The sequence below is a fragment of the Streptomyces sp. P9(2023) genome (assembly GCF_032436795.1).
GTDB lineage: Bacteria > Actinomycetota > Actinomycetes > Streptomycetales > Streptomycetaceae > Streptomyces.
Genome location: NZ_JAUPWM010000007.1, coordinates 1 through 26,010 on the forward strand (window position 1 = coordinate 1; position 26,010 = coordinate 26,010).

25 protein-coding genes and 1 pseudogene are annotated in these 26,010 nt (G+C 73.2%); 17 read left to right on the plus strand and 9 right to left on the minus strand.

The window, feature by feature from the left end; genetic code table 11:
• Positions 1–123: 123 nt before the first annotated feature.
• Positions 124–330, minus strand: a complete 207-nt coding sequence (locus Q5762_RS12295) for a hypothetical protein (protein WP_315892075.1) — start codon at positions 328–330, stop codon at positions 124–126.
• Between the two features lie 179 nt (positions 331–509).
• Positions 510–842 (minus strand): annotated as a pseudogene (locus tag Q5762_RS12300) (LysR substrate-binding domain-containing protein); the annotation flags it as partial.
• A gap of 286 nt (positions 843–1,128) precedes the next feature.
• On the opposite strand from Q5762_RS12300, the gene Q5762_RS12305 reads away from it, so the two are divergent.
• The 15 genes from Q5762_RS12305 to Q5762_RS12375 all read left to right on the plus strand — a co-directional run bounded on the left by Q5762_RS12305 (position 1,129) and on the right by Q5762_RS12375 (position 14,315).
• Entirely contained in the window at positions 1,129–1,386 is a 258-nt protein-coding gene (locus Q5762_RS12305) for a hypothetical protein (RefSeq protein WP_315892076.1), read from the plus strand.
• Positions 1,387–1,499: 113 nt separating this feature from the next.
• Positions 1,500–2,426, plus strand: a complete 927-nt coding sequence (locus tag Q5762_RS12310; protein WP_315892077.1) for an ABC transporter ATP-binding protein — start codon at positions 1,500–1,502, stop codon at positions 2,424–2,426.
• A complete protein-coding gene (locus tag Q5762_RS12315) occupies positions 2,423–3,478 on the plus strand; it encodes an ABC transporter permease (protein ID WP_315892078.1) in 1,056 nt (351 codons plus the stop codon). Before Q5762_RS12310 ends, Q5762_RS12315 begins: the two co-directional genes overlap by 4 nt.
• Positions 3,478–4,920, plus strand: a complete 1,443-nt coding sequence (locus Q5762_RS12320; RefSeq protein WP_315892079.1) for a YcaO-like family protein — start codon at positions 3,478–3,480, stop codon at positions 4,918–4,920. The genes Q5762_RS12315 and Q5762_RS12320 overlap by 1 nt, the downstream gene beginning before the upstream one ends.
• Positions 4,921–4,942: 22 nt before the next feature.
• Complete coding sequence (locus tag Q5762_RS12325; protein ID WP_315892080.1) at positions 4,943–5,602, plus strand: TOMM precursor leader peptide-binding protein; 660 nt, start codon at positions 4,943–4,945, stop codon at positions 5,600–5,602.
• 64 nt (positions 5,603–5,666) lie between these two features.
• Positions 5,667–7,286, plus strand: a complete 1,620-nt coding sequence (locus Q5762_RS12330; RefSeq protein WP_315892081.1) for a tpaE — start codon at positions 5,667–5,669, stop codon at positions 7,284–7,286.
• A complete protein-coding gene (locus tag Q5762_RS12335) occupies positions 7,283–8,050 on the plus strand; it encodes a nitroreductase family protein (protein WP_315892082.1) in 768 nt (255 codons plus the stop codon). The genes Q5762_RS12330 and Q5762_RS12335 overlap by 4 nt, the downstream gene beginning before the upstream one ends.
• A gap of 70 nt (positions 8,051–8,120) precedes the next feature.
• Positions 8,121–8,285 carry a thiocillin family RiPP gene (locus tag Q5762_RS12340; RefSeq protein ID WP_107105427.1) on the plus strand — a complete coding sequence of 55 codons (165 nt, stop codon included), beginning with the start codon at positions 8,121–8,123 and terminating at the stop codon, positions 8,283–8,285.
• Between the two features lie 72 nt (positions 8,286–8,357).
• Positions 8,358–8,525 carry a thiocillin family RiPP gene (locus Q5762_RS12345; RefSeq protein ID WP_141302866.1) on the plus strand — a complete coding sequence of 56 codons (168 nt, stop codon included), beginning with the start codon at positions 8,358–8,360 and terminating at the stop codon, positions 8,523–8,525.
• Positions 8,526–8,570: 45 nt separating this feature from the next.
• Positions 8,571–8,756, plus strand: a complete 186-nt coding sequence (locus Q5762_RS12350; protein ID WP_260615470.1) for a thiocillin family RiPP — start codon at positions 8,571–8,573, stop codon at positions 8,754–8,756.
• Positions 8,757–8,822: 66 nt separating this feature from the next.
• Positions 8,823–9,002, plus strand: coding sequence for a thiocillin family RiPP (locus tag Q5762_RS12355; protein ID WP_315892083.1), 180 nt, complete (start codon positions 8,823–8,825; stop codon positions 9,000–9,002).
• A 218-nt stretch (positions 9,003–9,220) separates the two neighbouring features.
• Entirely contained in the window at positions 9,221–10,273 is a 1,053-nt protein-coding gene (locus Q5762_RS12360) for a PqqD family peptide modification chaperone (RefSeq protein ID WP_315892084.1), read from the plus strand.
• The gene (locus Q5762_RS12365) at positions 10,270–12,795 is read left to right on the plus strand and encodes a lantibiotic dehydratase (RefSeq protein ID WP_315892085.1); all 2,526 of its coding nucleotides are present in this window, start codon (positions 10,270–10,272) and stop codon (positions 12,793–12,795) included. The genes Q5762_RS12360 and Q5762_RS12365 overlap by 4 nt, the downstream gene beginning before the upstream one ends.
• Complete coding sequence (locus Q5762_RS12370; protein ID WP_315892086.1) at positions 12,792–13,667, plus strand: lantibiotic dehydratase C-terminal domain-containing protein; 876 nt, start codon at positions 12,792–12,794, stop codon at positions 13,665–13,667. The genes Q5762_RS12365 and Q5762_RS12370 overlap by 4 nt, the downstream gene beginning before the upstream one ends.
• Positions 13,668–13,700: 33 nt before the next feature.
• Positions 13,701–14,315, plus strand: coding sequence for a GPP34 family phosphoprotein (locus Q5762_RS12375; protein WP_315892087.1), 615 nt, complete (start codon positions 13,701–13,703; stop codon positions 14,313–14,315).
• A gap of 3 nt (positions 14,316–14,318) precedes the next feature.
• On the opposite strand, the gene Q5762_RS12380 is transcribed toward Q5762_RS12375, so the two are convergent.
• The 6 genes from Q5762_RS12380 to iolC all read right to left on the minus strand — a co-directional run bounded on the left by Q5762_RS12380 (position 14,319) and on the right by iolC (position 22,016).
• Positions 14,319–15,296, minus strand: a complete 978-nt coding sequence (locus Q5762_RS12380; RefSeq protein WP_315892088.1) for a helix-turn-helix transcriptional regulator — start codon at positions 15,294–15,296, stop codon at positions 14,319–14,321.
• A 229-nt stretch (positions 15,297–15,525) separates the two neighbouring features.
• Entirely contained in the window at positions 15,526–17,028 is a 1,503-nt protein-coding gene (mmsA, locus tag Q5762_RS12385; protein ID WP_315892089.1) for a CoA-acylating methylmalonate-semialdehyde dehydrogenase, read from the minus strand.
• 11 nt (positions 17,029–17,039) lie between these two features.
• On the minus strand, positions 17,040–18,908 hold the full coding sequence (gene iolD / locus Q5762_RS12390) for a 3D-(3,5/4)-trihydroxycyclohexane-1,2-dione acylhydrolase (decyclizing) (RefSeq protein ID WP_315892090.1): 1,869 nt from the start codon (positions 18,906–18,908) through the stop codon (positions 17,040–17,042).
• Positions 18,908–19,726 (minus strand): 5-deoxy-glucuronate isomerase, encoded by an 819-nt coding sequence (gene iolB, locus Q5762_RS12395; protein WP_315892091.1) that lies wholly within the window; start codon positions 19,724–19,726, stop codon positions 18,908–18,910. The genes iolD and iolB overlap by 1 nt, the downstream gene beginning before the upstream one ends.
• Entirely contained in the window at positions 19,723–20,613 is an 891-nt protein-coding gene (locus tag Q5762_RS12400; protein ID WP_315892319.1) for a deoxyribose-phosphate aldolase, read from the minus strand. Before Q5762_RS12400 ends, iolB begins: the two co-directional genes overlap by 4 nt.
• A 374-nt stretch (positions 20,614–20,987) precedes the next feature.
• Positions 20,988–22,016 carry a 5-dehydro-2-deoxygluconokinase gene (gene iolC, locus Q5762_RS12405; protein ID WP_399495091.1) on the minus strand — a complete coding sequence of 343 codons (1,029 nt, stop codon included), beginning with the start codon at positions 22,014–22,016 and terminating at the stop codon, positions 20,988–20,990.
• Positions 22,017–22,198: 182 nt separating this feature from the next.
• Here iolC and Q5762_RS12410 point away from each other — a divergent pair, with 182 nt between their 5' ends.
• On the plus strand, positions 22,199–23,107 hold the full coding sequence (locus tag Q5762_RS12410) for a sugar phosphate isomerase/epimerase (RefSeq protein ID WP_315892093.1): 909 nt from the start codon (positions 22,199–22,201) through the stop codon (positions 23,105–23,107).
• Between the two features lie 245 nt (positions 23,108–23,352).
• Entirely contained in the window at positions 23,353–23,550 is a 198-nt protein-coding gene (locus tag Q5762_RS12415) for a MerR family transcriptional regulator (RefSeq protein WP_315892094.1), read from the plus strand.
• 130 nt (positions 23,551–23,680) lie between these two features.
• Here the strand turns inward: Q5762_RS12415 and Q5762_RS12420 are convergent, their stop codons facing one another.
• Positions 23,681–25,951, minus strand: a complete 2,271-nt coding sequence (locus Q5762_RS12420; RefSeq protein ID WP_315892095.1) for an MMPL family transporter — start codon at positions 25,949–25,951, stop codon at positions 23,681–23,683.
• Positions 25,952–26,010 lie beyond the last annotated feature (59 nt).

Sequence of the window (26,010 nt, forward strand, 5' to 3'; positions counted from 1 at the left end):
CCGATCACAGGCCAGCCATTACCGGCGACAAGCCGCAATCCAGCCATGAAGATCACGATCTACAGCTGGAGTACTAGCCGCCACGCCTCCTGCTTGATCTCCGCGAACCTGCGACGCCACTCGTCACCATCCAAGAGCACGTACAGCCTCCCTCAGGACTTCTTCCGGGATCTCCACCAGGGCTTCACCGGACGGAGGCGTGAACGCTCTGGAGACGCTTCCCTGGACGACGAGTGAGCCGCTCGCCGTCAGGTAGACGTTCGGGCAGTCCTCATCACCGCAGGTGCCGTTTCCGTTGCCGGTAAGCCGGGTCAGTTCCTCGCGCGCCATGCTGAAACCCCCTTGCGACTGGCCCAGGTTGGGCCTGTTGACCTCGACCGTACGAGCCTCAAGCGAGGGTCGTCCATGCGGCAACGCGCATATGCGCGTTGCCGCATAAAGCGACCCCGTCGGCCGAAGCCAGCCGGGGCACTCACTCTTCGCCGCCTGGGCCGACTTCGTCACCGGCGTCAAGGGTTGTGGCCTCCGCGGCTGAACGCGTCGCGGCAGCAGCGGACGAAGTCCTGGACCACCGTGTTCGCGTCGTCCGTCGGGGACCAGGCGACGGCGACCTCGCTCGGGGTCACGCCCGTGACGGGGCGGTACGTGATGCCGGGGCGGGCGTAGAAGCGGGACGCGGATTCCGGGGCGAGAGCGACGCCGTAGCCGTTGGCGATCGCGCTGAGCCAGTCGTCGGGGTGTTCGGTGACCGCGCCGATGCGGGGCGGGAGGCCGTCGCGTACGTCGGTGGCCAGCCAGTAGTCGCGCCATGCGCCCGATTCGGGCACGGCCGCCACGGCGGGCGAGTGTGCACTCGGCGGCCGTACCCCACAGCAGGGCGTCCACGTCGAGGCCGGCGAACCGGATCTCGTCCACCATAGGGACCGGCGCCGCGTTCGCAGCTCCGACCTGCGATTTCGCTCGTCCGTCAGCTTGCTGCAAGGCATTCTGCAGCAAGCTGACACCGGGTTCCATGGAGTGGCCCCTGCCCCGCTGGCATTGTCCTTCTCAGCGGAAACGCAGAGGGAACACGGAAACGGAACCCAGGGGGAAACAGTGCGGAACCGATTCACTTCGGCAGCGGTTTGTGTGGCTCTGACGATCGCCGGTCTCACCGCGGCGGCGGGCAGTGCGGCAGCCGCCGAGCAGGGCGACGGGCAGAGCGCCGGACAGCACGGCGGTCAGCACGGCGGCCCGCAGTGGCCGGTGGCGGTACCGCCCGAGGTCGGTGAGCTGGTCTGCGAGATCCGGGCCAGCCTGCCGCAGCTGCCGCAGCCGTCGTACCTGCCGGACTGGCCGCGTCCGATCCAGATCCCGCAATGCAAGCCGGTCAACGGCTGGCAGTAGTTCCCGCCCCTTTCTCCGACTGCTGATTTCGAAGGGCGAGAGCAGAGATGGTCATGACTAGTCAGCTCCCCAGTGCCACGGAATACCGGGGAAGTTCAGAAAACATCCTCGAAGTGGCCGACCTACGGGTGAGATACGCCGACGTCGAAGCGGTGGCGGGGATTTCCTTCTCCGTCGCTCCGGGCGAGATTTTCGGTCTCCTCGGCCGCAACGGAGCCGGCAAGACCAGCACCATCTCGGCCATCGCCGGTCTGCGCCGGCCCGATTCGGGACGGGTCCGCATCCTCGGTGAGGACGCGCTCGCCCGGACCGACGTACTGCGCGCCTCCCTCGCCCTTCAGCCCCAGCAGGCCAGCCTCTTCCCGAGGCTGAAGGTGCGGGAAACCCTGGAGACCTGGGCCGCGCTGTACCCGGCGCCCCGGGACGTGGACGCCCTGCTCGACGAGATCGGCCTGGCCGAGAAGGCCGGGGCACGCTCCGCCCGGCTCTCCGGCGGTCAGCAGCAGAGGCTGCTGCTCGCCACCGCGCTGGTCGGTGACACCCCCGTGGTCGTCCTGGACGAACCCACCACCGGACTCGACCCGCACGCCCGGCACGCCGTCTGGGACCTGATCCGCAGGGCCCAGGCCGGCGGCACCACGTTCCTGCTCACGACCCACGCCATGGCCGAGGCCGAGGAGATGTGCGACCGGCTCGCCGTCATGCACGAAGGGCGGGTGGTGGCGGCCGGCTCCCCGACGGAACTGATCGCCCGGCACGCCCCGGGCGGCGTCGTGTCCGTACGGACCGAACACACCGACCTCACCGACCGGGTGCGCGCACGCTTCGGCGACGCCATGACGGCCGTCGAGGCGACCGGCCGCTCGGGCCGGATGCGGTTCCAGGTGACGGCCGACGACTCGCACGCCACCGCCGCGTGGATCACCGGGCTCGATTCCACGGCCGACGTCCGGCCACGCCCCGCGACCTTGGAGGACGTGTTCCTCCGGCTCACCGGAACCTCGCCGGAAGCGGGACCGGAACAGGAGGAGAAGCGATGACCCCGATCGGCCTCAGCGCACCACCCGTGTCGACGACGCGCCAATGGAAGGCGCTCTCCCGGGCCATGACCAGGCAGCTTCTGCGGGATCCCGCGGCACTCTTCTTCAGCGTGGTCTTCCCGCTGCTGATGGCGGTGTTCTTCGTCGTCCTCATGCAGCTCACCTGGGTACGGGGCCCGTTCGACCTCGCCGTCGTCGGCCCCGCCACCCAGGCGACCGCCCTGCAGGAGGCCCTGGGCGGCGGCAGCACCGCCGTCGCCGTGACCGAGGCCGGCCCGCAGCCGGGCAAGGCGGCGGTGATCGTCCCCGACGCGGCCTCCCGCACCCTGCGGATGGCCGTCGACCCGGAGCAGCCGTCGGTGGTCGCCGCGGTGCGCGCCGCGCTGGACGGCACCGGCTGGCAGGGCTGGGAGGTGACGGCAGTCGGCAACGACGGGTCCGCGCTCTTCGACCCCATGGCCTTCGTGATCCCCGGTGTACTCGCCTTCGCGCTGCTCTCGCTCGCCCTGACCGGTACCGCCTCGGCCCTCGTGGCGATGCGGGCCAGCGGCACCCTGCGGCTGCTGTCCACGACACCGGCACGGCGGCCCGCCGTACTGCTCTCGCTGCTCCCCGGCCGAGGCCTGCTGGCGCTGGCCGTGCTGGCCCTGATGGGAGCGGGCGCCGTCGCCGGCGGACTCCTTGAGCCGGCCTCGATGCTGCGGCTGCTGCTGACCACGGCCATCGGCCTGGTGATGCTGCTCGCCCTTGGCTACCTGCTCGGCGGACTGCTCTCCTCGCCCGAGGTGACCAACGCGATCTCCGGGCTGCTCACACCGGTTCTGCTGATGAGTACCGGGCTGCTCTTCCCCCTCGAACTTCTCCCCGACTCGGTGGCCGGGCCGCTCTCCTGGACCCCGCTGGCGATGTTCGGAGACGCCCTGCGCCACGACGTGGTCGGCGGGATCACCCGCCACGCCCTGTGGCTCGACTGGACAGTGATGGCGGCGACGGCCGCGGGGCTCACGGCCCTCGCGGCACGGACGTTCCGCTGGGACACGGAGCGTGGATGATGACGGCGTACACACCGACCAAGACCAGGATCACCGGCGGAGACGGCGGCACCACCACGGGCGGCCAGGAACACCCCGCCCTACCCGAATCGCTCCGCCGGATCGGTCAACTGGCCTCCTCCTACGGCCTGGTGAACCGAGTGACACGGCTCCCCGTCGCCGAGGGCGAACCCGACTTCCCGATCTTCACGGCCTCGCTCGGCAACCCTGGCGAAGTGCTCAGCGAACAGACCGGCTGGGAGCACAACCCCAGCTCCGGGAACTTCGACGGAGCCGGTGGTGACCTCGACCCGGAGCGCGCCGCGCACCTCGCGGTCGCCGAATCGCTGGAACGTTACTCCTCCTGCGCCCGGGACCCGGAGCAGATCGTCTGGGCGACCGCCGCCGAACTCGGCGAGGACGCCGTTCCCAGCGACCGCTGGCCCCTGTGCTCGCCGGCCGAACTCGCCGACCCGCGCAGCGGACTGGTCCCCACCGACCCCGACGGTCCCATGCGCTGGGTACGCGGCTGGTCCTTCACCCGCAACCGTGCGGTGTACGTGCCGGCCATGCAGGTCTGGCTGAAGAACCCGGTGGAGTCCATGGCGGAGCGCTACGTCCACCCGGTCTCGACCGGCTGCGCCGCGCACTCCGACCCGGCCGCCGCCGTCGTCAACGGCATCCTCGAGATCGTCGAGCGCGACGCCATCGCACTGACCTGGCTCCAGCGGCTGCGGCTGCCCCGGCTGGAGTTCGACCCGGCCGAACTCGCGCCGGAGTTCCGGGCCTTCGTGGAGCGGGGCAGCAGCGAACGGCTGCGGACGCAGCTCTACGACGCGACCACCGACCTCGGCATCCCGGTGATCTACGGGGTGCAGCTCGCCGACGACGACCGGGTCATCGCCCAACTCGTCGCGGCGACGGCGGAGCTGGACCCCGGCAAGGGGATCGCCAAGCTCTACCGCGAGGCGTCCTCCCTCCGGATCGCGCTGCGCCACATGGCGCGGGCCGCCGAGAAGGACGCCGCCACCGCCGACGCCACCGACGCCACCGCCGCCATCGCGGAGGAGGACATCGTCAGCGTCGTCGACGGCGCCCTGCTGTCCGGCCCGCTGTCCCAGCGGCACCGCTTCGACTTCCTGCTGGAGGGCGAGCGCCCGGTGCACGGGCTGCGCGACCTTCCCCGGGCCCCGTCCGAGGAGCCGCTGCCGGCCCTGGCCTGGCTGCTGGAACGGCTGCACGCCGCCGGCTGCGAGGTCGTCGCCGTCGACCTCACCACCGACGAGGCCGAGCAGGTGGGAGCCACTGTCGTACGGATGCTCATCCCCCAGCTCATGCCGCTGTCCTTCGTCCACCGCGCCCGCTACCTGGCGCACCCCCGGCTCTACGCGGCGCCCGCCGCGATGGGCCACCCGGTACGGGGCGAGGCCGACGTCAACCCGCATCCCCAGCCCTTCGCCTGATACCCCGACGAGGAGTCCGAAGATGACCGATCCGCGCCTGCTGATCCTCACCGCGGGAGCGTTCGGCGCGGCCGTCGCCGAAGGGCTGGCCGCCCGCCACCCCGGGTCGACCGTGCTCGACGTGACCCAGGGCACCCACCCCAGCCTGTGGCCCGACAGCGATCTGATCGTGCTGGCCACCGGACAGGGCCGGGAGGTACTGGCCGACATGGTGGACGCCAGCGCCCACGCCTGGACCCGGCCCTGGTTCCCCGTCCAGGCGGGCCCCCTCGACCTGCGGTGCGGACCGGTGGTCGTGCCCGGCCGCACCGCGTGCCACCGCTGCTACACCCGCCGCCGCGCCCAGCACACCGCGCCGACGACGGACCACACCCCGGGCGGCGGAACCACCGCGCCCCCGGTCTCCGGACACGCCCCGCACCACGCCGCCATCGCGGTGGGCCTGGCGGACCAGGCGGTACGCGAGGCCCTGGCCGGACCCGGCGAGCCGGGCGCGGCGGAGGGCATCGGCGCCACCGTCCGGATCTTCGGACTCGTGGAGGGCGCCACCTCCACCTCGGCGGTCGTCGCCGTCGACCGGTGCGCCCGCTGCCGGCCGCCCCGCACCCCCGAGAGCCGTCTGGAGCGGTTCGCGTCGATCGCGGCGGAGCTCGCGGCGCTCCCGGCCACTCCGGCCCGGTGACCCCGATCCCCGCGCACGAACCCGTACCGCATCCCGTACGTCCCGAACCGGAAAGGAGGCCTCGATGCCGGACCACTCTGTGATCACCGCCGAAGCCATGGCCTCGGCCGCCCTGAACGACCCGCAGTTCCATGTCCCGGCGCGGCCCAGGCTCCGGCGCGGGCTCTCCCTGCACCACACGCCCGAGGCCCTCGTCGTCGAAGGGACCCCCAAGAAGCAGCTGCTGCGCGGCGCCGCCGCCCGGGAACTGCTGCCTCGCATGCTCCCGTTGCTCGACGGCAGCCGCGGCCACAAGGACGTGGCCGACGCCCTGGACATTCCGGCCGGCACCGTCTTCAAGGCCCTCTCCCTGCTGTGGACCTGCGGCCTGATCGAGGAGGCCGCGTCCCCGCAGCTCGCCTCCCGGGCGGCGACGGTGCCAGAGCCCCTGGCCGACTTCCTCTCCCGCATCGGCGACTCCACCGGAGCCAACCACGCCTGGGAGGAGGCCCTGGACCGGCTGGCCCGGGCCCGCGTCGAGGTCTTCGGCACCGGCCCGCTGGCCGACGCCGCCCGCCGCCACCTCGCCGGCTCCCTCGTGGACACCGCCACCGGCACCGGTACCGAACCGGCACCCGGCAGCACCCTCGTGGTCGCCGCCGGACCGGACCCGGACGCCTCGGCGGCGCTCGCCGCCTCCTGCGCTCTGGCCGGCGTCCCGCTGATCCGCCTCGCGCTCACCGGCCGCACCGCCCACCTCGGGCCGTACGTCGACCTCGCTTTCACCCCCTGCCTGGCCTGCCGCACGGCGGAGGACCCGACGGACGACCGGCCGCCGCTGCCCGGCGACGCCGAACTGGCCGCCGCGCTCTTCGCCCGGGACCTGTTCGCGCTGCTCTCGCGGAGTACGCCCAGTCCGCTGCCGTCCCAGTGGCGCACCGTCGACCTGGCGGACCTCTCCCAGCAGCGCCGCTCGGCCGCCACCCGGCCCGGCTGCCCCAACTGCTCGGCGGCGCCCGGCGACCCGGTCGCCCCACCGCTCGCCGCGCGCTACGAGGCGGCGATCGCCTTCCCGCCACGGGAGTACGCCGACGGCAAGGCCCATCAGGCCCACTACAAGCCCTCGAACATCGCCCTGCAGAACGACGAGAAGACCTGGCCCGTCGCGGCGGCCGTGCCCCTCCCGGCACCCCCGCTCGAGTCGCTGCGGTCCCCACGGTCCGCCGCCCTCGACGACCGGACCGCCGCCCTGCTCCTCGCCGTCACCGCTGGCCGCAGGGGCCTGCTCCCCGGCCGCGTGCAGCGCTGGACGGCCAGCGGCGGCAACATCGGCTCCGTCGTCGCCCACCTCGTGGTCCGCGACGTCCCCGGTCTGGAGCCCGGCGTCTACGGCTACGTGGCGTCCGAACACCGGCTGGCCAAGCTCGCGGCCGACCCCGGCGCGGTCCCCGGCGAGGCGCCTCTCACGGTCGTCCTCACCGGCGACTTCACCAAGGTCGCCAAGAAATACGCCGCGTTCGCCCTGCGGATCGTCCTGCTCGACGCCGGCTGCGCCACCGCCACGCTCCGCGCCGCGGCGAGCGCGCTGGACCTGCCGTTCGCGATCCGCACCCGCTGGGACGACCTCGCGGTGGCCGCGGCCCTGGGGGTCGACCCCGACCTGGAACCGATCACCGCCGTCGTCGACCTGGGAGGAGCTCCGTGAGCGCCCCGCACGAACTGGCCATGGACATGCTGGTGTCCTTCCGCGAGCAGACCCTCCGCGAGCAGACCCTCCGCGAACGGTCCTTCAGCGACCAGACCTTCCGCGAGCGGTCCTTCGGCGAGCAGCACGCCGGCACCGCAACAGCACTCGCACCGGCCCCGGCGGCCCTCGGACCGGCCGTCACGGTCGACCCGTACACCCCCAGGACCGTGCCCCACGACCTCCTGACCACCCTGGAGCACCGGCGCTCACTGCGCGGCTTCTCCCCGGAGCCCCTGCCCGCCGGACTGCTGGCCGATCTCATGGCCCGCGCCCTGGACCTGGACGGGGATCTCGACGAGGACGGGGCGGGCTGCCCGCTCGAACTCACCGTCGTCGCCCACCGGCTGACGGGGATCACCCCGGCCATCCACCGCTTCGACGCCGCGGCGCGCTCCTTCACCCCGGTGATGGACCTGCCCACCGGAGCGGCCCGCTACGGACTGACGCTCCAGCCGGAGTTCTCCGACGCCGCCGCGATCATCTCCATCGGCGTGCCGCTGGACGCCGCGATCCACCGCCACGGCGGGCACGGCTACCGGCTGCTGCTGACCCGCGCCGGCTCCGCCGCGTACGCGATGTGGCTGGACGGGGTCGCCCACGGACTGGTCGGCAGCGTCTTCGCCGGCTTCATCCCGGCCGCCGTCCGCGGCCCGCTGCTCAGCGACGGAACGAGCCGCCAGCAGATTTTCGCGCTGGCCCTGGGCCTGCCGCCGGCCCCCTGAGACTTCCCGCCCCGACGTTCGGGTGCGGGAGCCCGTGAACAACACCACGACACCTGAGGAGGTGCCTCGCATGGAGGACATCGAGCTGTACGCGGTCGACGCCGAGGAACTGGCGATCGAGGAGCTGCCCGAGGGCAACGCCCTCGCGAGCTGGGCGTCCGCCGGATCCGCCTCGACCGCGTCCTGCCCGGCGACGTCCGCGTCGTCCGTCAGCAGCGCGTCCACCTACGGGTGATCCGCTGACCCGAGCCCCCACCGGCCGGCCCGCCCGGCCGTCCGCACCACACACCGGAAGGAGGTGAACACCATGGAGAACAACCTCGAGCTCTACGTCATCGACGGTGACGAGCTGGCGATCGAGGAGCTTCCGGAGGGCAACGCCCTCGGCTGCTTCTTCTGCGCCGGATCCGCTTCGACCGCGTCCTGCCCCGGCACGTCCGCGGCCACCGCGTCGTCCGCGTCGACCATCGGCTGACCCCAGGTCACATCCGACCGTCATCACGAAGAAGGGATTCCTCACATGCAGGACTTCGACGACCTCGAACTGGACCTGTCCGCCGACGAGCTGGCCTCGGACGCGCTCGGTCTGGAGCCCCTGAAGGAGGGCGTCGCCCTCGGCACCTGGGCGACCGCCGGCACCGCTTCGACGGCCTCGTGCCCGACGAGCACCGCCTCCTCCTCGGCGAGCGCCTCCAGCTTCGGCTAGAGCGCCCGCGGCACCTCCGCAACCCCAACCGCCTGCACGTCAGGCAGACGAAAGGAAGTGAAGGCCATGAACGAGAACCTCGACAACGAGCTCGAACTGTGGTCGGAGTCCCTCGATCTTGAGGTCCTCCAGGACGCCGTGAGCCCCGGTTTCACCACCGCGTTCTGCGGTGCCTGCGCCGGCTCGGCCAGCTGCCCCGTCGGCTGTGCCAGCTCGATGAGCAGCGTCTCCAGCCAGGGCGGCTGATCAGCCGGTCGATTCCCTGGGCTCCGGGGTGGTCCTAGTACCCCGGGGCCCAGGGCCCCAGCCCGGTCCGCTTTTCCCGAACCGGACTGAACCACACCAGATTAGAACCAGGCGGCCCGGCACGGTAGCGGGCCGGCCGCCGCTGCGGAGGGAGGAACCGCGCCGTGGATGTGTGCACTGCACCCAAACTCCGGGAGGATCTGGAGATCATCCGGGGGATGGACGACCACCCCCTGGTGTTCGACCCGCAGGGCGGGACGTACCACCGGCTGACCAAGTCGGCGGCGGCCCTGCTGCGCCAGTTCGACGGAACGCACTCGCTGGACGAGCTTTCGGCCCTGATGGCGGCACGCCGGGGCGTACCCGCCGAAGGCGTGCGCGGCGAGCTCGACACCTTCGTCGACGAGCTGACCCGCAGCGGCCTGCTCGTCGGAACCGAAACCGAGGGCACCCCCAAGAAGCGCGCGGGCGGCCGTTTCGGCACCACCATGCTCATGCCCCGCTTCGTCATCACCCGCTCGCTGCCGACGGTCCTGGAGCCCGCGGCCCGGCTGCTGCGCCGGGTCCCGGCCCGGCTGTCGGTCGCTGTCTTCGCCGGCGGCGGCGTCCTCGGCATCCTGCTCGGCCTGTACGCGGTCCTGACCTCGGCCCCGCCGGCCAAGGACCTGCTGGGCACCGGAACCCTCGTCGCCATCGGCCTGATGCTCTGCCAGATCCTCGTGCACGAGAGCGCGCACGCCATGGTCTGCCAAGTGCTCAAGGTGCCCGTACGAGGCCTGGGAGTGGCGCTGCTCTTCTACTTCATGCCGCTCGCCTACGTCGACCGTACCGACGCCTACCGCGTCCGCTCCCGCGGCGGCCGGGTCCTGCTCGCCCTCGCCGGACCGCTCAGCGACGGCTGGTTCACCGGCGCCGCCGCGCTGCTCGTGCTCACCACGCACGGACCGGTCGCCCAGGTGGCGGGGGCGCTGCTGCTCTTCCAGATGCTCAACCTGGTCACCAACATCAACCCGATGCTCCCGAGCGACGGTTACGCGGCGCTGGAAGCCGGCTTCGGCCTCGTCGACGCGCGGGGCCGCGCCTTCGCCCTGCTGAAGCACCGTCTGCTGGGCCGCGCGCTGCCGGGCTTCCTGGAGCGGATGCCGGCCCGCAGCCGCCGACTGCACGTCACGTACGGCATCGTGTGCTGCGTCTACACCGTGGCGCTCGGCTACTTCGTCGTCCAGTCGCTGATCTGGTCGTTCGCACTGGTCGGACGGTCGATGCCGTGACCGCCCCCGCCACCGCCACCGTCCCGGCGACCACCCCGGCGACCACCCCGGCCACCACCCCGGCCACCGCCCCCGAGATCTCCGGACCGCTGCTCACCCGGGTGGGCGGACTGCCCACCGAGGCCCTGGACCTCACCGGTCCCGCCACCCGGCGGGCCATCACCGAGGCCGCCGACGCGCACGCCGAACTGGAGCGCCGACGGCCCGACCTGGAGGACATCTGCTTCCCGCTGGTGCCCCTCCTGGACGACGAGGTGCCGCTGCGCCGCCAGGTGCTGGCCGCCAAGCGGGCCGTGCACCGGCTGCGCACCCTGCCCTGGGGCGACGAACTGCCGCCCCGGATCGCCGAGCTGGCGGGGCCCGCGGCGGCCGCGGCCTTCATCGGCTGGCAGGCGGCCGTCCGGCTGCGCGACGAGGCCACCCGACGGCTCGAAGCCCTGCTGGCCGAGGACCGCGCGGCGGCCCCGTCCGCGCTCGCCGCCCACCTCGCGGACCCGGGCTTCGCCCGGGCCGCGGCGCTGGCCGCCCCCGACTGGCTGCGGCACGGCCGCCCGCGCCGCCGCCCCGCCGAGACCCGCAACCTGCGCACCCTGTACTCCTACGTGTCCCGGGCCGCCGTGAAGACCAGCCCGTTCTCCACCCTGACCACCGTCGGCGAGGGCGGCTCCACCGGTACCGCCGGGGCAGCGGCCCCCACCGCCCACAGCTATGCCGCCACCGCCCTCGCCCAGCTGGCCCTGCGCTGCCTGGCCCGCGAGGCCGACACCGCCGGTCTGCTGCGCTACCGGCTCGCGCCGCTCCGCCCCGGCGGTCCCGACGCTCCGGGCGGCCTCGTCCTGCTCCCCGAAGCCGTCGCCGACGGCGGTCTGGCCTGGCGGCTCGACCGGGTGGTGGAGGCCGACCACGCGGCGCCCTGGCTCTCCGCCTTCGCGCCCGACGCCGAACACTCCCTGGACGGCCTGCTGTCCGGGCTCGGCGGCCCCGACCCCTTCCGCCGCTTCCGGCGTCTCCTCGACACCGGGCTGATCACGCCCGTACCGCCCTGGCGGCGCGGCGGCGACCCGGTGGGCGCCGTCGCGGAGCTGCTCGCGGGCCGGCCGGACGACGGGATCGCGGCCGAGGTGCGGGAGCTGCGGGACTCCGCCGCCGCCCTCGCCGCCGCCGGCGAGGGCGAACGTACCGAGACGGTCACCCGGGCCCGCCACACCGCCCGACGCTGGGCCCGGCAGGCCGGTCTCGACCGCTTCGTATCCGGGGAGGTGCTGTACGAGGACGTCGTGAGCGACCTCGCCCTGCCCGATGTCCTCGACGTGCCGGAGGTCCGCGCCGACCTGATCGAACTGGGCCGTCGCATGCGACCGTTCATCTTCCGCTCGCACCTCTACGACGTGCTCGTGGACCGCTTCACCGCCGAGTACGGGCCGGGCGGGACCTGCACCGACGTGCTCGGGTTCCTGATGCGCGTCGCCGTCGACGGCGACGCGCAGCCCGACCTCGACAAGGCCGCCGTCGCCGACCGCGCCGAGCGGGAGACCGCGGGCGGGCGGGCCTGGCTGCCGGTCGGACCGAGCAGCGCGCCGCCCGCCGCGGCCGTACTGTTCCAGCTCGCCGCGACCGGCCCGCAGGCCGTGCGGGGCGGCGACTACCAGCTGGTCGTCAACCAGTTCAATCCCGGCACGGGCGGGCTCGTGACCCGCTTCGGACCGCTCCTCGGCGAAGGTTTCCGCGAGCGGCTGCGCGCGCACGTCCGCGCCTGCTGGCCCGGCCGGACCTGCCGGGAACTCGTCCTGTGGACGGAGATCAACACCGCCCAGTCGCGGTCGGCCGGCCTGCTGCCGCCCCTGCTGCTGCCCGGCGAGACCCCGGCGGCCGACGGACTGGACCTGACCGACACCGTGCTCACGCACGACCCCGGCCAGGGCACCCTCGCCCTGCGCGACCGCACGGGCGACCCGGTCGGACTGGCCTACCTCGGGCTCGTCCCGCCCCACCTCTTCCCGCCGTTCGCCCGGCTGCTCGCCGTGCTCGCCGACCCGTGGGTCAACGGATCACCGCACTCGGACTACGTCCTTCCGTTCGGGCTCCAGGAGCAGCGCCGCGACCAGGTCGTGTCGAGCGCACGCACCACCTTCGGCCGCGTCACCGCCTCCCGCGCCTCGTGGGTGGTCCCGGCGGCCGAGCTGCCGGTGCCGAGGCCGGGCGAGAGCGACGCCGAGACCGTGCTGCGCGCCGAGGAGTTCCGGCGCGCGCACGGGCTGCCGGAGGAGGTCTTCTGCCACCGGCTGACCGGCTTCGGACCGGGCGAGCAGGGCGCGGACCGCAAACCCCTGTGGGTCTCGCTGGCCTCCCCGCTCTCGCTGTCCGTGCTGGCCCAGTGGGCCGGCCCGGCCACCGGCCACCTGCGCCTGGTCGAAGCGCTGCCGGGCAGGTCCGCGCATCCGCTGCGGGACGGGGCGGGCGGCACGCGGGCCGCCGAGCACATATCGCTGCTGCGCTGGCGGCGGCCGGAGGAGGAGGCATGAGCGTGACGGTTCCCGAGCGGGACTGGTGGTACGTACGGGTCTACCCGGGCGGCCCCCGGCTGATGGACGCGGCGGTCCGTACCCTCGTGCCGTGGCTGGCCGAGCAGGCCGGGCGGCTGGGCAGCGAGGACTGGTTCTTCATCAGGTACTGGGACGCCACCGGCCACCACCTGCGGCTGAGACTGCGCGCCGGGACCGACGCGGTGGACGCGCTGCACGGCACCGCCCGCGAGGAGCTGACCGGCCTGCTTGACACGCTGGAGGAGCGGCCCGAGGACGCCGTCGGCCTCCTGCCCGGCGCGCTGCCGCCCGGCGCGCCGACCCGCGGCGTCACGCCCGCGCTGTACGCACCCGAGCTGGCCAAGTACGGCGGCCCGGACGGCGTCGCCGTCGCCGAGCGCGTCTTCCACCTGGACAGCGCGTTCTCCGCCGGGCTCGATCTCTCCGCCCTGCCGCGACGCTACGAACGGGCCGCGCACGCCGTCCACTTCGCCCGTGCGCTGACCTCCCGGGTGCTGACCGAGGAGGAGCGGGACGTCTTCTGGGTCCGCCACCGCACCCGGTGGGGCTGGCAGTTGCGCATGGCCGCCGCCGGCGAGCAGCTCCGGCCGCTGCTCGGCGAGATCTCGGCCGGGGTACGGGAACAGGGCGTACCCGTACCCGGCGTGCGGGAGCGCGTCGACGCGCATGCCGACGCGCTGGCCGAACTCGTCCTGCGGGCCCCCGGCTCCCGGGACCACCAGTTGCTCCACCACCTGCACATGGTGATGAACCGGCTGGGCTTCCAACCGGGTGAGGAAGCGGCACTTGGAATGCTGTCGGGGCAGACTGCCAGGAAACCGGCGGCTGTTGCCGGCGCGGTGCCCGCATGAAGCGCGGTGCCCGTAGGGAGAGGAACACCTGAGATGACCCTGGCAGGCGACATGATCCTGCTCGCCTTCGACGCGGAGGGCGGCAAACTCCCCGTCCGGCAGTCCCTGGCTCCGGCGGTGCGCGGTGCGCTGCTGGCCGAACTGCTCGACGGTGGCGCCCTGACGGACGAGGCGGGTACGGCCGAGGCCGTGGGCGAGGCTCCGCAGGACGCCGCGCTCCGGCAGGCGTGGCAGCAGGTGGCCGCGGAGCCCGGCAGGAAGTGGCTGCACTGGGTGCGCAAGGACGGCCGCGCATCGATCCACGAGGTGCTGCGCGGCCTGGAGAAGGACGGACTGCTGGAGCAGAACACCAGCCGGGTCTTCGGCGTCTTCCCACTGAACCGGGCCGGCCTCACCCCGGACGGCCTCTCCGCCGCCGGGGAGGTACGGGCCACGGTGGTCGCCGCGGCCGAGGAGCCGGCGGCCGGCGACCGGGCCGCGCTGCTCGCCGGACTCGCCCACGCGGGCGGCCAGTTGGGCACGGCCCTGTCCGCCGACCGGCGCCGCGCACTCAAGGACCGGCTGACGGCCCTGTCCGAGGGCGCCGCCCCGGTCTCCGCGGCGGTCCGCCGGGCCGTCCAGGACCTCCAGGGCGCGGCCGTCTCGTAACGGTCAGATCCAGCCGCGTTCGCGCGCCAGCAGGGCGGCGTGCGGGCGGCTGGACGCGCCGAGGACGCGCAGGAGGTCGGCCACGTGCCGCCGGTAGGTCCGCACCGACATGCCCAGGTCGCGGGCGCCGATCTCGTCCTTGCCGACGTGGCACATGGACTTCAGGACCTGCAGCTCGGTCTCGGCCAGCCCGTCCGGGGACTCCTCCGCGTCCGCGGTGATCGCGGAGAGGTCCGTGGCGTGGCACCAGATCTTCTCGAACAGGGCGAGGATGCCGGAGACGAGACCGGTCTCCTGGGCCACCAGGGCGCCCCGCGAGGTGTCCTCGGGGTCGATCGGGACCAGAGCGGTGCGGCGGTCGTAGACGAGGATGCGCTCCGAGAGGTCGGGGACCGCCCGGATCTGCGCCCCCTTCGCGGCGAGTTCGCGCAGGTAGCCGGCGGTCGGCGGATCGTCGAGGGCCCCCAGGAGCACCACGTTCCGGATCCGGACGCCCCGGCTGAGACAGCGCATGTCCAACGGGCGCGAGTGCTCGATGTTCTCGGGCGTCAGCGCCGTGTACGGCTCGACGGACAGGATCTCCTCGCGGGCGAAGAAGGCGAGGTCGTAGATCCGGCCGCGGATCTGCGCGACGTTCTCCATCCGCTCGACGGACTGCGGCGAGGCGAGCGCCGGGCACTGCTCCTCGCGCAGTTCGGCGACCAGGTGCCGGGAGCGGGTGACCTCCTGCAGTTCCTGGTGCAGTTCGCGCAGCCGCAGGTCGGTGAGCCGGTCCACCGCGATCGCAGGATCGGTCGGGCTCACGGTCTGCCGGTCGGTCGCGTACAGCAGCCCGAGCTCGCGCAGCCGAGCCTCGGCGGCGGCCACGGTCCCGCGGTCGGCCCGTAGCAGGAGATGGATGTCCCCGTCGGTGGTGTCGGGGTTCCGCAGGAAGTGGCGGTAGACGCTCTCCTCCAGCTCGGAGAGTCCCAATACGCGCATGCCCGTTGCCACCATCTCGAGCCCCCCAAGCCCTGTGTGCACACCGGCGTCGCGTTCCGCTGGTCAGGCGGGATCAACCACGCGTCCGGATGGTGGGATGGATCGTAATGCCCGGGCAAATCCGGCGCAGGGTGGCGTGATCACGATGTGACGGAGATCACGGCATGGGGGAACCCCCACCGGGCCGAGCCGGTGGGGGTTCGACGTCGTCCGGGCGAGCGGGCGTACGTCAGTGGTTGCGCGGGAAGCCCAGGTCCACGCCCGACGGGGCGTCCGCGGGGTCCGGCCAGCGGGTGGTGACCACCTTGCCGCGGGTGTAGAAGTGGACGCCGTCGTTGCCGTAGATGTGGTGGTCGCCGAAGAGGGAGTCCTTCCAGCCACCGAAGCTGTGGTAGCCGACGGGGACCGGGATCGGGACGTTGACGCCGACCATGCCCGCCTGGATCTCCAGCTGGAAGCGCCGGGCCGCGCCGCCGTCGCGGGTGAAGATCGCGGTGCCGTTGCCGAACGGCGAGGCGTTGATGAGGGCGACGCCCTCCTCGTACGTGTCCGCGCGCAGCACGCACAGCACCGGGCCGAAAATCTCGTCCCGGTACGCCGCGGCCGTCGTCGGGACCTTGTCCAACAAGGACAGGCCGATCCAGTGGCCGTTCTCGAAGCCGCCCACCGTGTAGCCCGTGCCGTCCAGGACGACCTCGCAGCCCTCGTCCGCCGCGCCCTTCACGTACGAGGCGACCTTGTCGCGGTGGACCGCCGTGATGAGCGGGCCCATCTCCGAGGTCGGGTCGTTGCCGGGGCCGATCTTGATCTTCTCGGCGCGCTCGCGGATCTTCTCCACCAGCTCGTCGCCGATCGCACCGACCGCGACGACCGCCGAGATCGCCATGCAGCGCTCACCGGCCGAGCCGTACGCCGCCGAGACCGCCGCGTCGGCCGCCGCGTCCAGGTCCGCGTCCGGCAGGACCAGCATGTGGTTCTTCGCGCCGCCGAGCGCCTGGACGCGCTTGCCCGCCGCCGAGGCCGTCGTGTGGATGTGGCGGGCGATCGGGGTCGAGCCCACGAACGAGATCGCCGAGACGTCCGGGTGCTCCAGGAGGCGGTCCACCGCCACCTTGTCACCGTGCAGGACGTTGAAGACGCCGTCCGGCAGCCCCGCCTCGGCGAGCAGCTCCGCGATCTTCAGCGACGGCGACGGGTCCTTCTCGCTCGGCTTGAGGATGAAGGTGTTGCCGCACGCGATGGCGAGCGGGAACATCCACATCGGCACCATGGCCGGGAAGTTGAACGGCGTGATGCCCGCCACGACACCGACCGGCTGGCGGATGGACGCCACGTCGACGCGGTTCGACACCTGCGTCGACAGCTCGCCCTTGAGCTGCGTCGTGATCCCGCACGCCAGGTCCACGATCTCCAGACCGCGGGCGACCTCGCCCAGCGCGTCCGAGTGCACCTTGCCGTGCTCGGCGGTGATCAGCTCGGCGATCGCGTCCCGGTTCGCGTCGAGCAGCGCGCGGAACTTGAACAGGATCGTGGTGCGCTGCGCGAGCGACGCCGTACCCCAGGTCTCGAACGCGGTCTTCGCCGCGGCCACCGCCGCGTCGACCTCCTCGACCGAGGCCAGCGCCACCTGCGTGGTCACGGCGCCGGTGGCCGGGTCGGTGACCGGGCCCCAGTTGCCCGACGTGCCCTCGACGGTCTTGCCACCGATCCAGTGGTTGACGGTCTTCGTCATTGCGTGCTCCTTCAGAGATGGCGGCGTCGGGCGGTGACGTGCCGGTCGTACTCCTCCCGGGCCTTGACCGCCGACGGGCGGGTCGAGGTCTCGGCCACGGGCACATCCCACCATGCCTGGGCGGGGGGCGGGCCCGACACTGTGTCTGCCGTTTCGGTCTCCACATAGACACATGTGGGAACCGTCGACGCCCGCGCGTCGGCGAGAGCTTCTCGCAGGTCACATACGGTACGAGGGGTCAGCACCCGCATCCCGAGGCTCGCCGCGTTGGCCGCCAGGTCGACCGGGAGCGGCGCGCCGGTGAAGCCGCCGTCCCGGGCCCGGAAGCGGTACGCGGTGCCGTACCCCTCACCGCCGACGGACTCGGAGAGCCCTCCGATGGACGCGTACCCGTGGTTCTGCAGGATCACCACCTTGATGGGCAGTCGCTGCTGGACAGCTGTGACGATTTCAGTGGGATTCATCAAGTATGTACCGTCGCCGACCAGCGCCCACACCGGTCGCCCGGGCGCCGCCAGCGCCACCCCGATCGCCGCCGGGATCTCGTAGCCCATGCAGGAGTAGCCGTACTCGACGTGGTACTGGTCCGCGGACCGGGCCCGCCACAGCTTGTGGAGGTCGCCGGGGAGCGAGCCGGCCGCGTTGATCAGGATGTCGTCCCCGGTGACCAGGGTGTCGAGTGCGCCGAGGACCTGAGCCTGGGTGGGGCGGGCGTCCTCGTCGGCGGCGGTGTACGCGGCGGTGACGCGGGCGTCCCAGCGGAGCTTCTCCTCGGCGTACTCGTGCACGTAGTGCTCGGTGACGTGGTGCGGGTCGAGGAGGGAGTGGAGCTGTTCGAGACCCTCGCGGGCGTCCGCCACCAGCGGCAGCGCGGCCATCTTGTGGGTTTCGAAGGCGGCGATGTTGAGGTTGACGAACCGCACGTCCGGGTGGGTGAAGAGGGTCCCGGAGGCGGTGGTGAAGTCGGTCCAGCGGGTGCCGATCCCGATCACCACATCCGCCGTACGGGCCAGGTGGTCGGCGACGGCGGTGCCGGTGTGGCCGAGGGCGCCCATGTCCTGCGGGTGGTCGTGGCGCAGCGCGCCCTTGCCGGCCTGGGTGGAGGCGACCGGGATGCCGGTCAGCGAGGCGAACGTGTCGAGCGCCTCCTCGGCGCCGCTGTACTTGACCCCGCCGCCCGCGACGATCAGCGGCCGGGCCGCCCGGCCGATCGCCGCGACCGCCGCGTCCAGTTCGTCCTCGTCGGGGGACGGCCGGCGCACCCGCCAGACCCGCTCGGCGAAGAACTCCGCCGGCCAGTCGTACGCCTCCGCCTGCACGTCCTGCGGCAGCGCGAGCGTCACCGCGCCGGTCTGGGCGGGGTCGGTGAGGACCCGCACGGCGGCGAGCGCGGCCGGGATCAGCGCCTCGGGGCGGGTGACCCGGTCGAAGTAGGTGGAGACCGGCCGCAGACAGTCGTTGACCGACAGATCGCCGGCGTACGGGACTTCGAGCTGCTGGAGGACCGGGTCGGCGGGGCGGGTCGCGAAGGTGTCGCCGGGCAGGAGCAGGACCGGGAGGCGGTTGATCGTGGCGAGCGCGGCGCCGGTGACGAGGTTGGTGGCGCCGGGGCCGATGGAGGTGGTCACGGCGTGCGTGGAGAGCCGGCCGGACTGGCGGGCGTAGCCGACGGCCGCGTGCACCATGGCCTGTTCGTTACGGCCCTGGTGGTACGGCATCTCGTCGGCGTACTCGACGAGCGCCTGGCCGATCCCGGCGACGTTGCCGTGGCCGAAGATGCCCCAGACGGCGGGGATCAGCCGGTGGCGTACGCCGTCGCGTTCGGTGTACTGCGCGGCGAGGAACCGTACCAGCGCCTGGGCGACGGTGAGAGTACCCACTACTTGTATCCCTCCGTGTGGTCGGGGTGGAAGCAGATTCTCCACTCCCGGTCCGGCCCCGGTCCGGCCATCACGTTCAGGTAGTACATGTCGTGCGCCGGCTGCGCGATCGACGGGCCGTGCCAGCCGTCCGGTACGAGAACGGCGTCGCCGGTCCTGACCTCGGCGAGGAGGTCGGCGCCGCCGGGCCGGGAGGGGGAGATGCGCTGGTAGCCGACGCCACCGCCGGCGATCTCGTAGTAGTAGATCTCCTCCAGCTCGGACTCGACGCCGGGGCGGTGCTCGTCGTGCTTGTGCGGCGGGTAGGAGGACCAGTTCCCGCCGGGGGTGATCACCTCGACGGCGATGAGGCGGTCGCAGTCGAACGTGTCGGCGGCGGCGAAGTTCCGTACCTGCCGGGCCTGGTTGCCGCTGCCGCGGGCCTCGACGGGTACCTCCGGCGCGGGGCCGTAGCGTGCGGGGAGTCGTCGCTCGCACTTCGCTCCTGCCAAAGCGAAGCGGCCTCCCGCACCGGAGGCGATCTGGACCCGCGCGTCGCGGGGCACGTACGCGAAGTCCGTCACTCCGCCGAACACGCCCTCGCGGCCCAGGAGTTGAAGCGTCTGGCCGTCGATCTGCACCGTACAGCCGCCGGTCAGCGGAAGCACGATCCACTCGCTTTCCCCGGTGTCCAGGAGGTGGGTGGCTCCCGGACCGAGTTCGAGGACGCGCAGTGCGGAGTGCCCCCAGCCTGCCCGGTCGGGGTCGACGTGGAGCGTATACGGCCCGTGGGAGGCGGTCCCGGCGGGCAGATGGAGCTCGTGGAGGTGATCGTTCACGCGTGCAGGGTCCTTCCTACCGTCTCGCACAGCAGGCGCGCAGCGGTATCGACGGCTCCGGCCACATCGCCGTCCTCGGGATAGAGCAGGGCGCGGCCGACGACCAGGCCACGGACGGTGGGCAGGCGCAGCGCGGCGCGCCATCTCTCGTACGTGACGTCCTGGGCGTCCGGGCCGGGGCCCGGGTCTCCGCCGAGGAGGACGGTGGGGAGGGTGGTGGTCTCCAGGACGCGGGCCATCTCCTCGGGGCGGTCGGTGACGGGGACTTTGAGCCAGGTGTACGCGGAGGTGCCGCCGAGGCCGGAGGCGACGGCGAGGGAGGTGATGACGGCCTCGGCGGAGAGGTCGTTGTGCAGCCGGCCTTCCTGGTCGCGGCGGCAGAGGAAGGGCTCGACGAAGACGGGCAGACGGAGGCCGGCCATCTCGTCGACGGCGCGGGCGGCGGCGTGCAGGGTGGTGAGCGAACCGGGGTCGTCGGGGTCGATCCGCAGGAGCAGCTTGCCGGCGTCGAAGCCGAGCCGGGCGAGGTCCTGGGGTCGGTGGCCGGTGAAGCGGTCGTCGAGCTCGAAGGAGGCACCGGCGAGGCCGCCGCGGTTCATCGAGCCGACGGCGAGGCGGTCGTCGAGTGCGCCGAGCAGGAGGAGGTCGTCGAGGATGTCGGCGGAGGCGAGGACGCCGTCGACGCCGGGCCGGGACAGCGCGAGCCGCAGCCGCCCGAGGAGGTCGGCGCGGTCGGCCATCGCGTACGGCCGCGTGCCGACGCCGAGCGCGCCGCGGGCGGGGTGGTCGGCGGCGACGATCAGCAGCCGGTCCCGCTCCTCGAACAACCCACGAGTCCGGCGCCGCGCGGCCGCCTCGGCGACCGCCTCCGGATGCCGAGCCCGCACGGTGACGAGCCACTCGACGTCGACGGGTTCGAGGCCGTGGAGGGTGGGGCGGGTGCCGGGGCCGGCGGCAGGGGCGAGGACGGGCGCGGGCCGCGCCAGCCGGCGCGGCGGGGCGGGGTGCGCGGCCTGGCGGAGGGGGTCGGAGGTGGTGGGGGCCGCGTCCGGCGCGGTGCCTTCCGGCGGTCCGGCCTCCGGGCCGGGCGGTCCGGCCTCCGGGCCGGCCGGGGCGGGCTCCGGGCCGGGCGGTCCGGCCTCCGGGCCGGCCGGGGCGGGCTCCGGGCCGGCCGGGGCGGGCTCCGGGCCGGGGCCGGGCTTGGGGCCGCCGGCGCGGCGGTGGGCCGCGCGGGTGCGCCAGGAGTCGGTGGGGTGGTGGGTCATGGGGTGCGCTCCGGGAGCGGGTCGGCACCGGGCGCGGGGCCTGTCGTGCCGGTGCCGGCCGAGTCGGCGCCGATGGCGCCCGCGCCCCCTGGGCCCGTCGTGCCTGTGCCGGTGGTGAGGGCGGTGTCGATTTCGGCGGGGTGGGGCATCGCCGGGGAGCAGGCGAGGCGGCCCGCGACGATCGCGCCGGCCGCGTTGGCGCGGCGGAGGGTGCGGTCCAGGTGCCAGCCGGCGAGGAGGCCGTCGCACAGCGCCCCGCCGAACGCGTCGCCCGCGCCGAGGCCGTTGACCACCTCGACCGGCAGGGGCGGGACCTCCGCGCTCTCCCCGTCGGCGGTCAGGGCGAGGACGCCCTTGGGGCCCTGTTTGACGACCGCGAGCCGCACCCCGGCGGCGAGCAGCGCGCGGGCCGCCGCATACGGTTCGCGCTCCCCGGTCGCGACCTCGCACTCGTCCAGGTTGCCGACGGCGACCGTGGCCGAGCGCAGGGCCTCCCGGTAGAGCGGCCCCGCCTCGCCCGGGTCGGGCCAGAGCGCCGGACGCCAGTCCAGGTCGAGGATCGTGAGGTCCGCACCGCCCCGCTCCCGCAGCGCGCCCAGCGTCGCCGACCGGCTCGGCTCGACGCTCAGTCCCGTCCCCGTCACCCAGAACGCCCGCGCCGCGCGGATCGCCGCGAGGTCCAGCTCCGCCGGGTGGATCTCCAGGTCCGGCGCGCGGGGCTGCCGGTAGAAGTGGATCGGGAAGTCGTCGGGCGGGAAGATTTCACAGAAGGTGACCGGTGTCGGATACGCCGCCACCGGCGTCACCCAGCGGTCGTCGACCCCGAAACCCCGTAGCTCCTCGTGCAGATACTCCCCGAAGGAGTCCGCCCCGGTCCTGCTCACCAGCGCCGTCCGCCGGCCCAGCCGGGCCGCCGCGACGGCCACGTTCGCGGGCGAGCCGCCCAGGAACTTCCCGAAGGTCTCCACCCGGGCGAGCGGAACGCCGATCTGGAGCGGGTAGAGGTCCACCCCGAGTCGCCCCATCGTGATCAGCTCGTACGGCTCATCCGGCTCGTACGGCTCCGGCTCCGCATCCACGCGCGCCACCTCTCACCTCGGCCCCGCACCCAGGTCTAGCCGCCCTCCCCGAACCCTGTCAACGCTATGTCCTTACATTCGGACGAGCGTCTTGACGCGTCGTTCGGGGCCCGGCCAAGGTGGCTCTCATGACGAAGCCGTCGCCGCTGTCCCGTATCCGTATCGGCTCCGCCCCGGACTCCTGGGGCGTCTGGTTCCCCGACGATCCCCGGCAGGTCCCCTGGCAGCGCTTCCTCGACGAGGTCGCCGACGCCGGTTACTCGTGGATCGAACTCGGCCCGTACGGCTATCTGCCCACCGACCCCGCCGTCCTGGCCGAGGAGACGGGCCGCCGGGGCCTGCGGGTCTCGGCGGGCACGGTCTTCACCGGGCTGCACCACGGTCCGGCCGTCTGGGAGAAGACCTGGGCCCACGTCGCCGACAACGCGGCGCTCGCCCAGGCGATGGGCGCCGAGCACCTGGTCGTCATCCCGTCCTTCTGGCGGGACGACAAGACGGGCGAGGTCCTGGAGAACCGCACGCTCACCCCCGAACAGTGGCGGAATCTGACCGGTCTGACCGAGCGTCTGGGCCACGAGGTCCGGGAGCGCTTCGGGCTGAAGATCGTCGTCCACCCGCACGCGGACACCCATGTCGACAGCGAGGAGAACGTGACCCGGTTCCTGGACGCGACCGATCCCGACCTGGTCTCGCTCTGCCTGGACACCGGGCACTACGCGTACTGCGGTGGCGACAGCGTCAAGCTCATCGAGACGTACGGCGAGCGGATCGGCTACCTCCATCTCAAGCAGGTCGACCCGGAGATCCTCGCCGGGGTGGTCCGGGACGAGGTGCCGTTCGGTCCTGCCGTGGCGCGGGGCGTGATGTGCGAGCCGCCCTCGGGCATGCCTGCCCTGGAACCGGTCCTGGCGGCGGCCCAGGCCCTCGACGTGGAGCTCTTCGCCATCGTCGAGCAGGACATGTACCCGTGCGAGCCCGACAAGCCGTATCCGATCGCGGTCCGCACGCGCCGCTTCCTGCGCTCCTGCGGAGCCTAGGAACCTCCATCCGGCCTGCCGCCACGCCGATGTGACCATGCGTCACTTATGTCACATCCGTCCCCCTGTCGTCACACATATCTCCATTACGCGGGCTTTCCGTCACAGCCGTTCGACAGCCGCTCTCCTCTGTTGGAACGGGTCGTTGCAGGGGGCACAGGCTCAGTGATCGCCAGCGCTGGCCCCGCAGCTCCCCCGAACGGCACCCCCGCCGCCGCTGCGAGGCGCGCAGGGAGGTGCCACCCATGACGGACAGAAGGCTCTGGTCGTACAAGGACATCGCCGCGCACATCAAGGTGCAGCCGGACACCGTCCGCTCCTACCGGAAGCACGGTCTGCTGCCGCCGCCCGACCAGGTCGAGTCGGGCAAGCCCTACTGGTACCCGGACACGATCCGCTCCTGGGTCGCCAACCGTCCCGGCAACCGGGCCCGCCGGGACTGACCCCCCTCCCGGCCCCGCCTTCCCCGACGCCCCATCCGGCACCACCCCATCCCGGCCCCGTCCGGCCCGCCCGGTCCACGAAGGCCCCCGTCGCCACCGACGCGGGGCCTTCGGGCCGTTCCCGTACCCCTCAGCCTCCGACGGACTCCTTGTCCCGCTCGGCCGCCGGGACCGGCGAGGGCGCCGGCCCCGGCGCCGGCGCGCCGCCCTCGCTGATCCCGAACCGGTCGTGGAAGCGGCGCAGCGGGCCCGGTGCCCACCAGGTCAGACGGCCGGTCAGTTTCATCACGGAGGGCACGAGCAGGCTGCGGACCACCATGGCGTCCATCAGCACCGCCAGCGCGACGCCGAGACCCAGCATCTTGGTGTTGGTCACCCGGGAGGTGCCGATGGCCACCATGACGACGGCGAGGATCACGGCGGCGGCGGTGATGAGGCCGCCGGTATGGCGCAGGCCGAAGCGGACCGCGTGGTCGTGGTCGCCCGTCTCGTCGTACTCCTCCTTGATCCGGGAGAGCAGGAACACGCCGTAGTCCATGGAGAGTCCGAAGGCGACGCAGAACATGAGCACCGGCAGGTTCGTCTCGATGTCGCCGGTCGGGGTGAAGCCGAGCAGTCCGGAGAGGTGGCCGTCCTGGAAGACCCAGACGACCGCGCCGAACATCGCGGTGAGGCTGAGGGCGTTCAGGACGACGGCCTGGATCGGGATCACCACGCTGCCGGTCAGCAGGAAGACCAGAAGCAGCGTGACCACCACGATGATCGCCAGCGCCCAGGGCAGCCGGTCTGCGATGGCGTCCTTGGAGTCGACGAGGACGGCGGCCGCCCCGGTCACCGAGGTGTCGAACGGGGCGGGCGCGGCCCGCAGTTCGCCCACCACGCTCTGGGCAGTAGCGCCGACGCCCTCGCCCTCAGGGACGACGGTGAAGTACGCGTGCCCCTCGCCACCGGCAGCCACGCCGGACGCGCCGCCGTCGCGCGTCACGGGACCGTCCACCCGCGCGATGCCGTCGAGCCCCTGGATCCGGTCGCGGTAGCCGGCGTACTCGTCCGGGGTGGCGCCGCCCTCGGCGAGGACGGTGAGCCCGCCGCCGGGGCTGCCGGGGAAGCTCTCGCGCAGTTCGTCCTGGACCACCCGGGACTCGGCGGTGGTGGGCAGCTGGCGGTCGTCGACCGTGCCGAAGTTCACCCCCAGGAAGGGCAGCCCGAGCAGGACGAGGCCGGTGGCCGTGGCCACGGCGAACACCGGGGCCCGGCGCATCACCAGCCCCGCCGCCCGAGCCCACCCGGCCCCGGCCTCGCCGGTCGTCGCGGGCTCGGCCCCCGCCCTCCGGCGCCGGAACAGCCGCCGCAGGTCGAGCGCGTTGACCCGATCCCCGAGCAGCATCAGCGCGGCGGGCAGCAGGATCAGCGCGGCCGCCGCCGCGAGCAGCACCACCGCGATGCCCGCGTAGGCGAAGGAGCGCAGGAAGTACTGCGGGAAGACGAGCATCGCGGCGAGCGAGACGGCCACGGTCAGCGCCGAGAACAGCACCGTCCGCCCGGCGGTGCGCAGGGTGGTGCCGATCGCGGTCCGGGTGTCGGCTCCCCCGGCGAGCTCCTCGCGGAACCGGCGGACCACGAACAGGGCGTAGTCGATGGCGAGTCCGAGCCCGAGGGCGGTGGTGAGGTTCTGGGCGAAGACCGAGACGTCGGTGAACTCCGTGAGGCCGCGCAGCACCGCGTTCGTCCCCAGGATGGCGACGATGCCGATCCCCAGCGGCAGCAGGGCGGCGACCGCGCTGCCGAAGACCATGACGAGCAGCACGAGCGTCACGGGCAGGGCGATCATCTCGGCGCGCAGCAGGTCCTCCTGGATGACCGTCTGCATCTCGTGCTGCACGGCCAGCGGTCCGCCGACGGAGACCTCGACCGGCCCGTGCGTGCCGCGGTACTCCGGGGCGATCCGCTCCAGGATCTCGCCGGCCGCCTTCTCGTCGCCCTCGACCCGGGCGGCGATCACGGCCTGCCGGCCGTCCTCGGAGCGCAGGGCCGGGGCGCCGGTCCCCCAGTACGAACCGATGCCGCTGACGCCCGGCTCGGCGTCGAGCCGCTCGGTGAGCCGACGGGCCTCGGCGGCCACGGCGGGATCGTCGACCCGGCCCTTCGGCGCCTCCACGAGCAGCAGCAGGTTGGGCTGGGAGGCGGGGAACTCCCGCTCCAGCACCTTCGTCGCGTACGTGGATTCGGCGTCCGGGTCCTCCCAGCCGCCGCTGCCCATCCGGTCGGCGACGCCGCCGCCCGCGAGGACCGCCAGCCCGCTGATCACGAGCGCGACCAGCAGCGACAGGCGTGGCCGGGCCGTCACGAACCGGGTCCACCCCCCGCCCCGGGCGGGCGCTGAATTCTTGACTTCGGCCATGACGCGGTGTCCCCTTCACCTGACCCATGCGCTCGGCTCCCCGGCAGGCCGCATGGGTC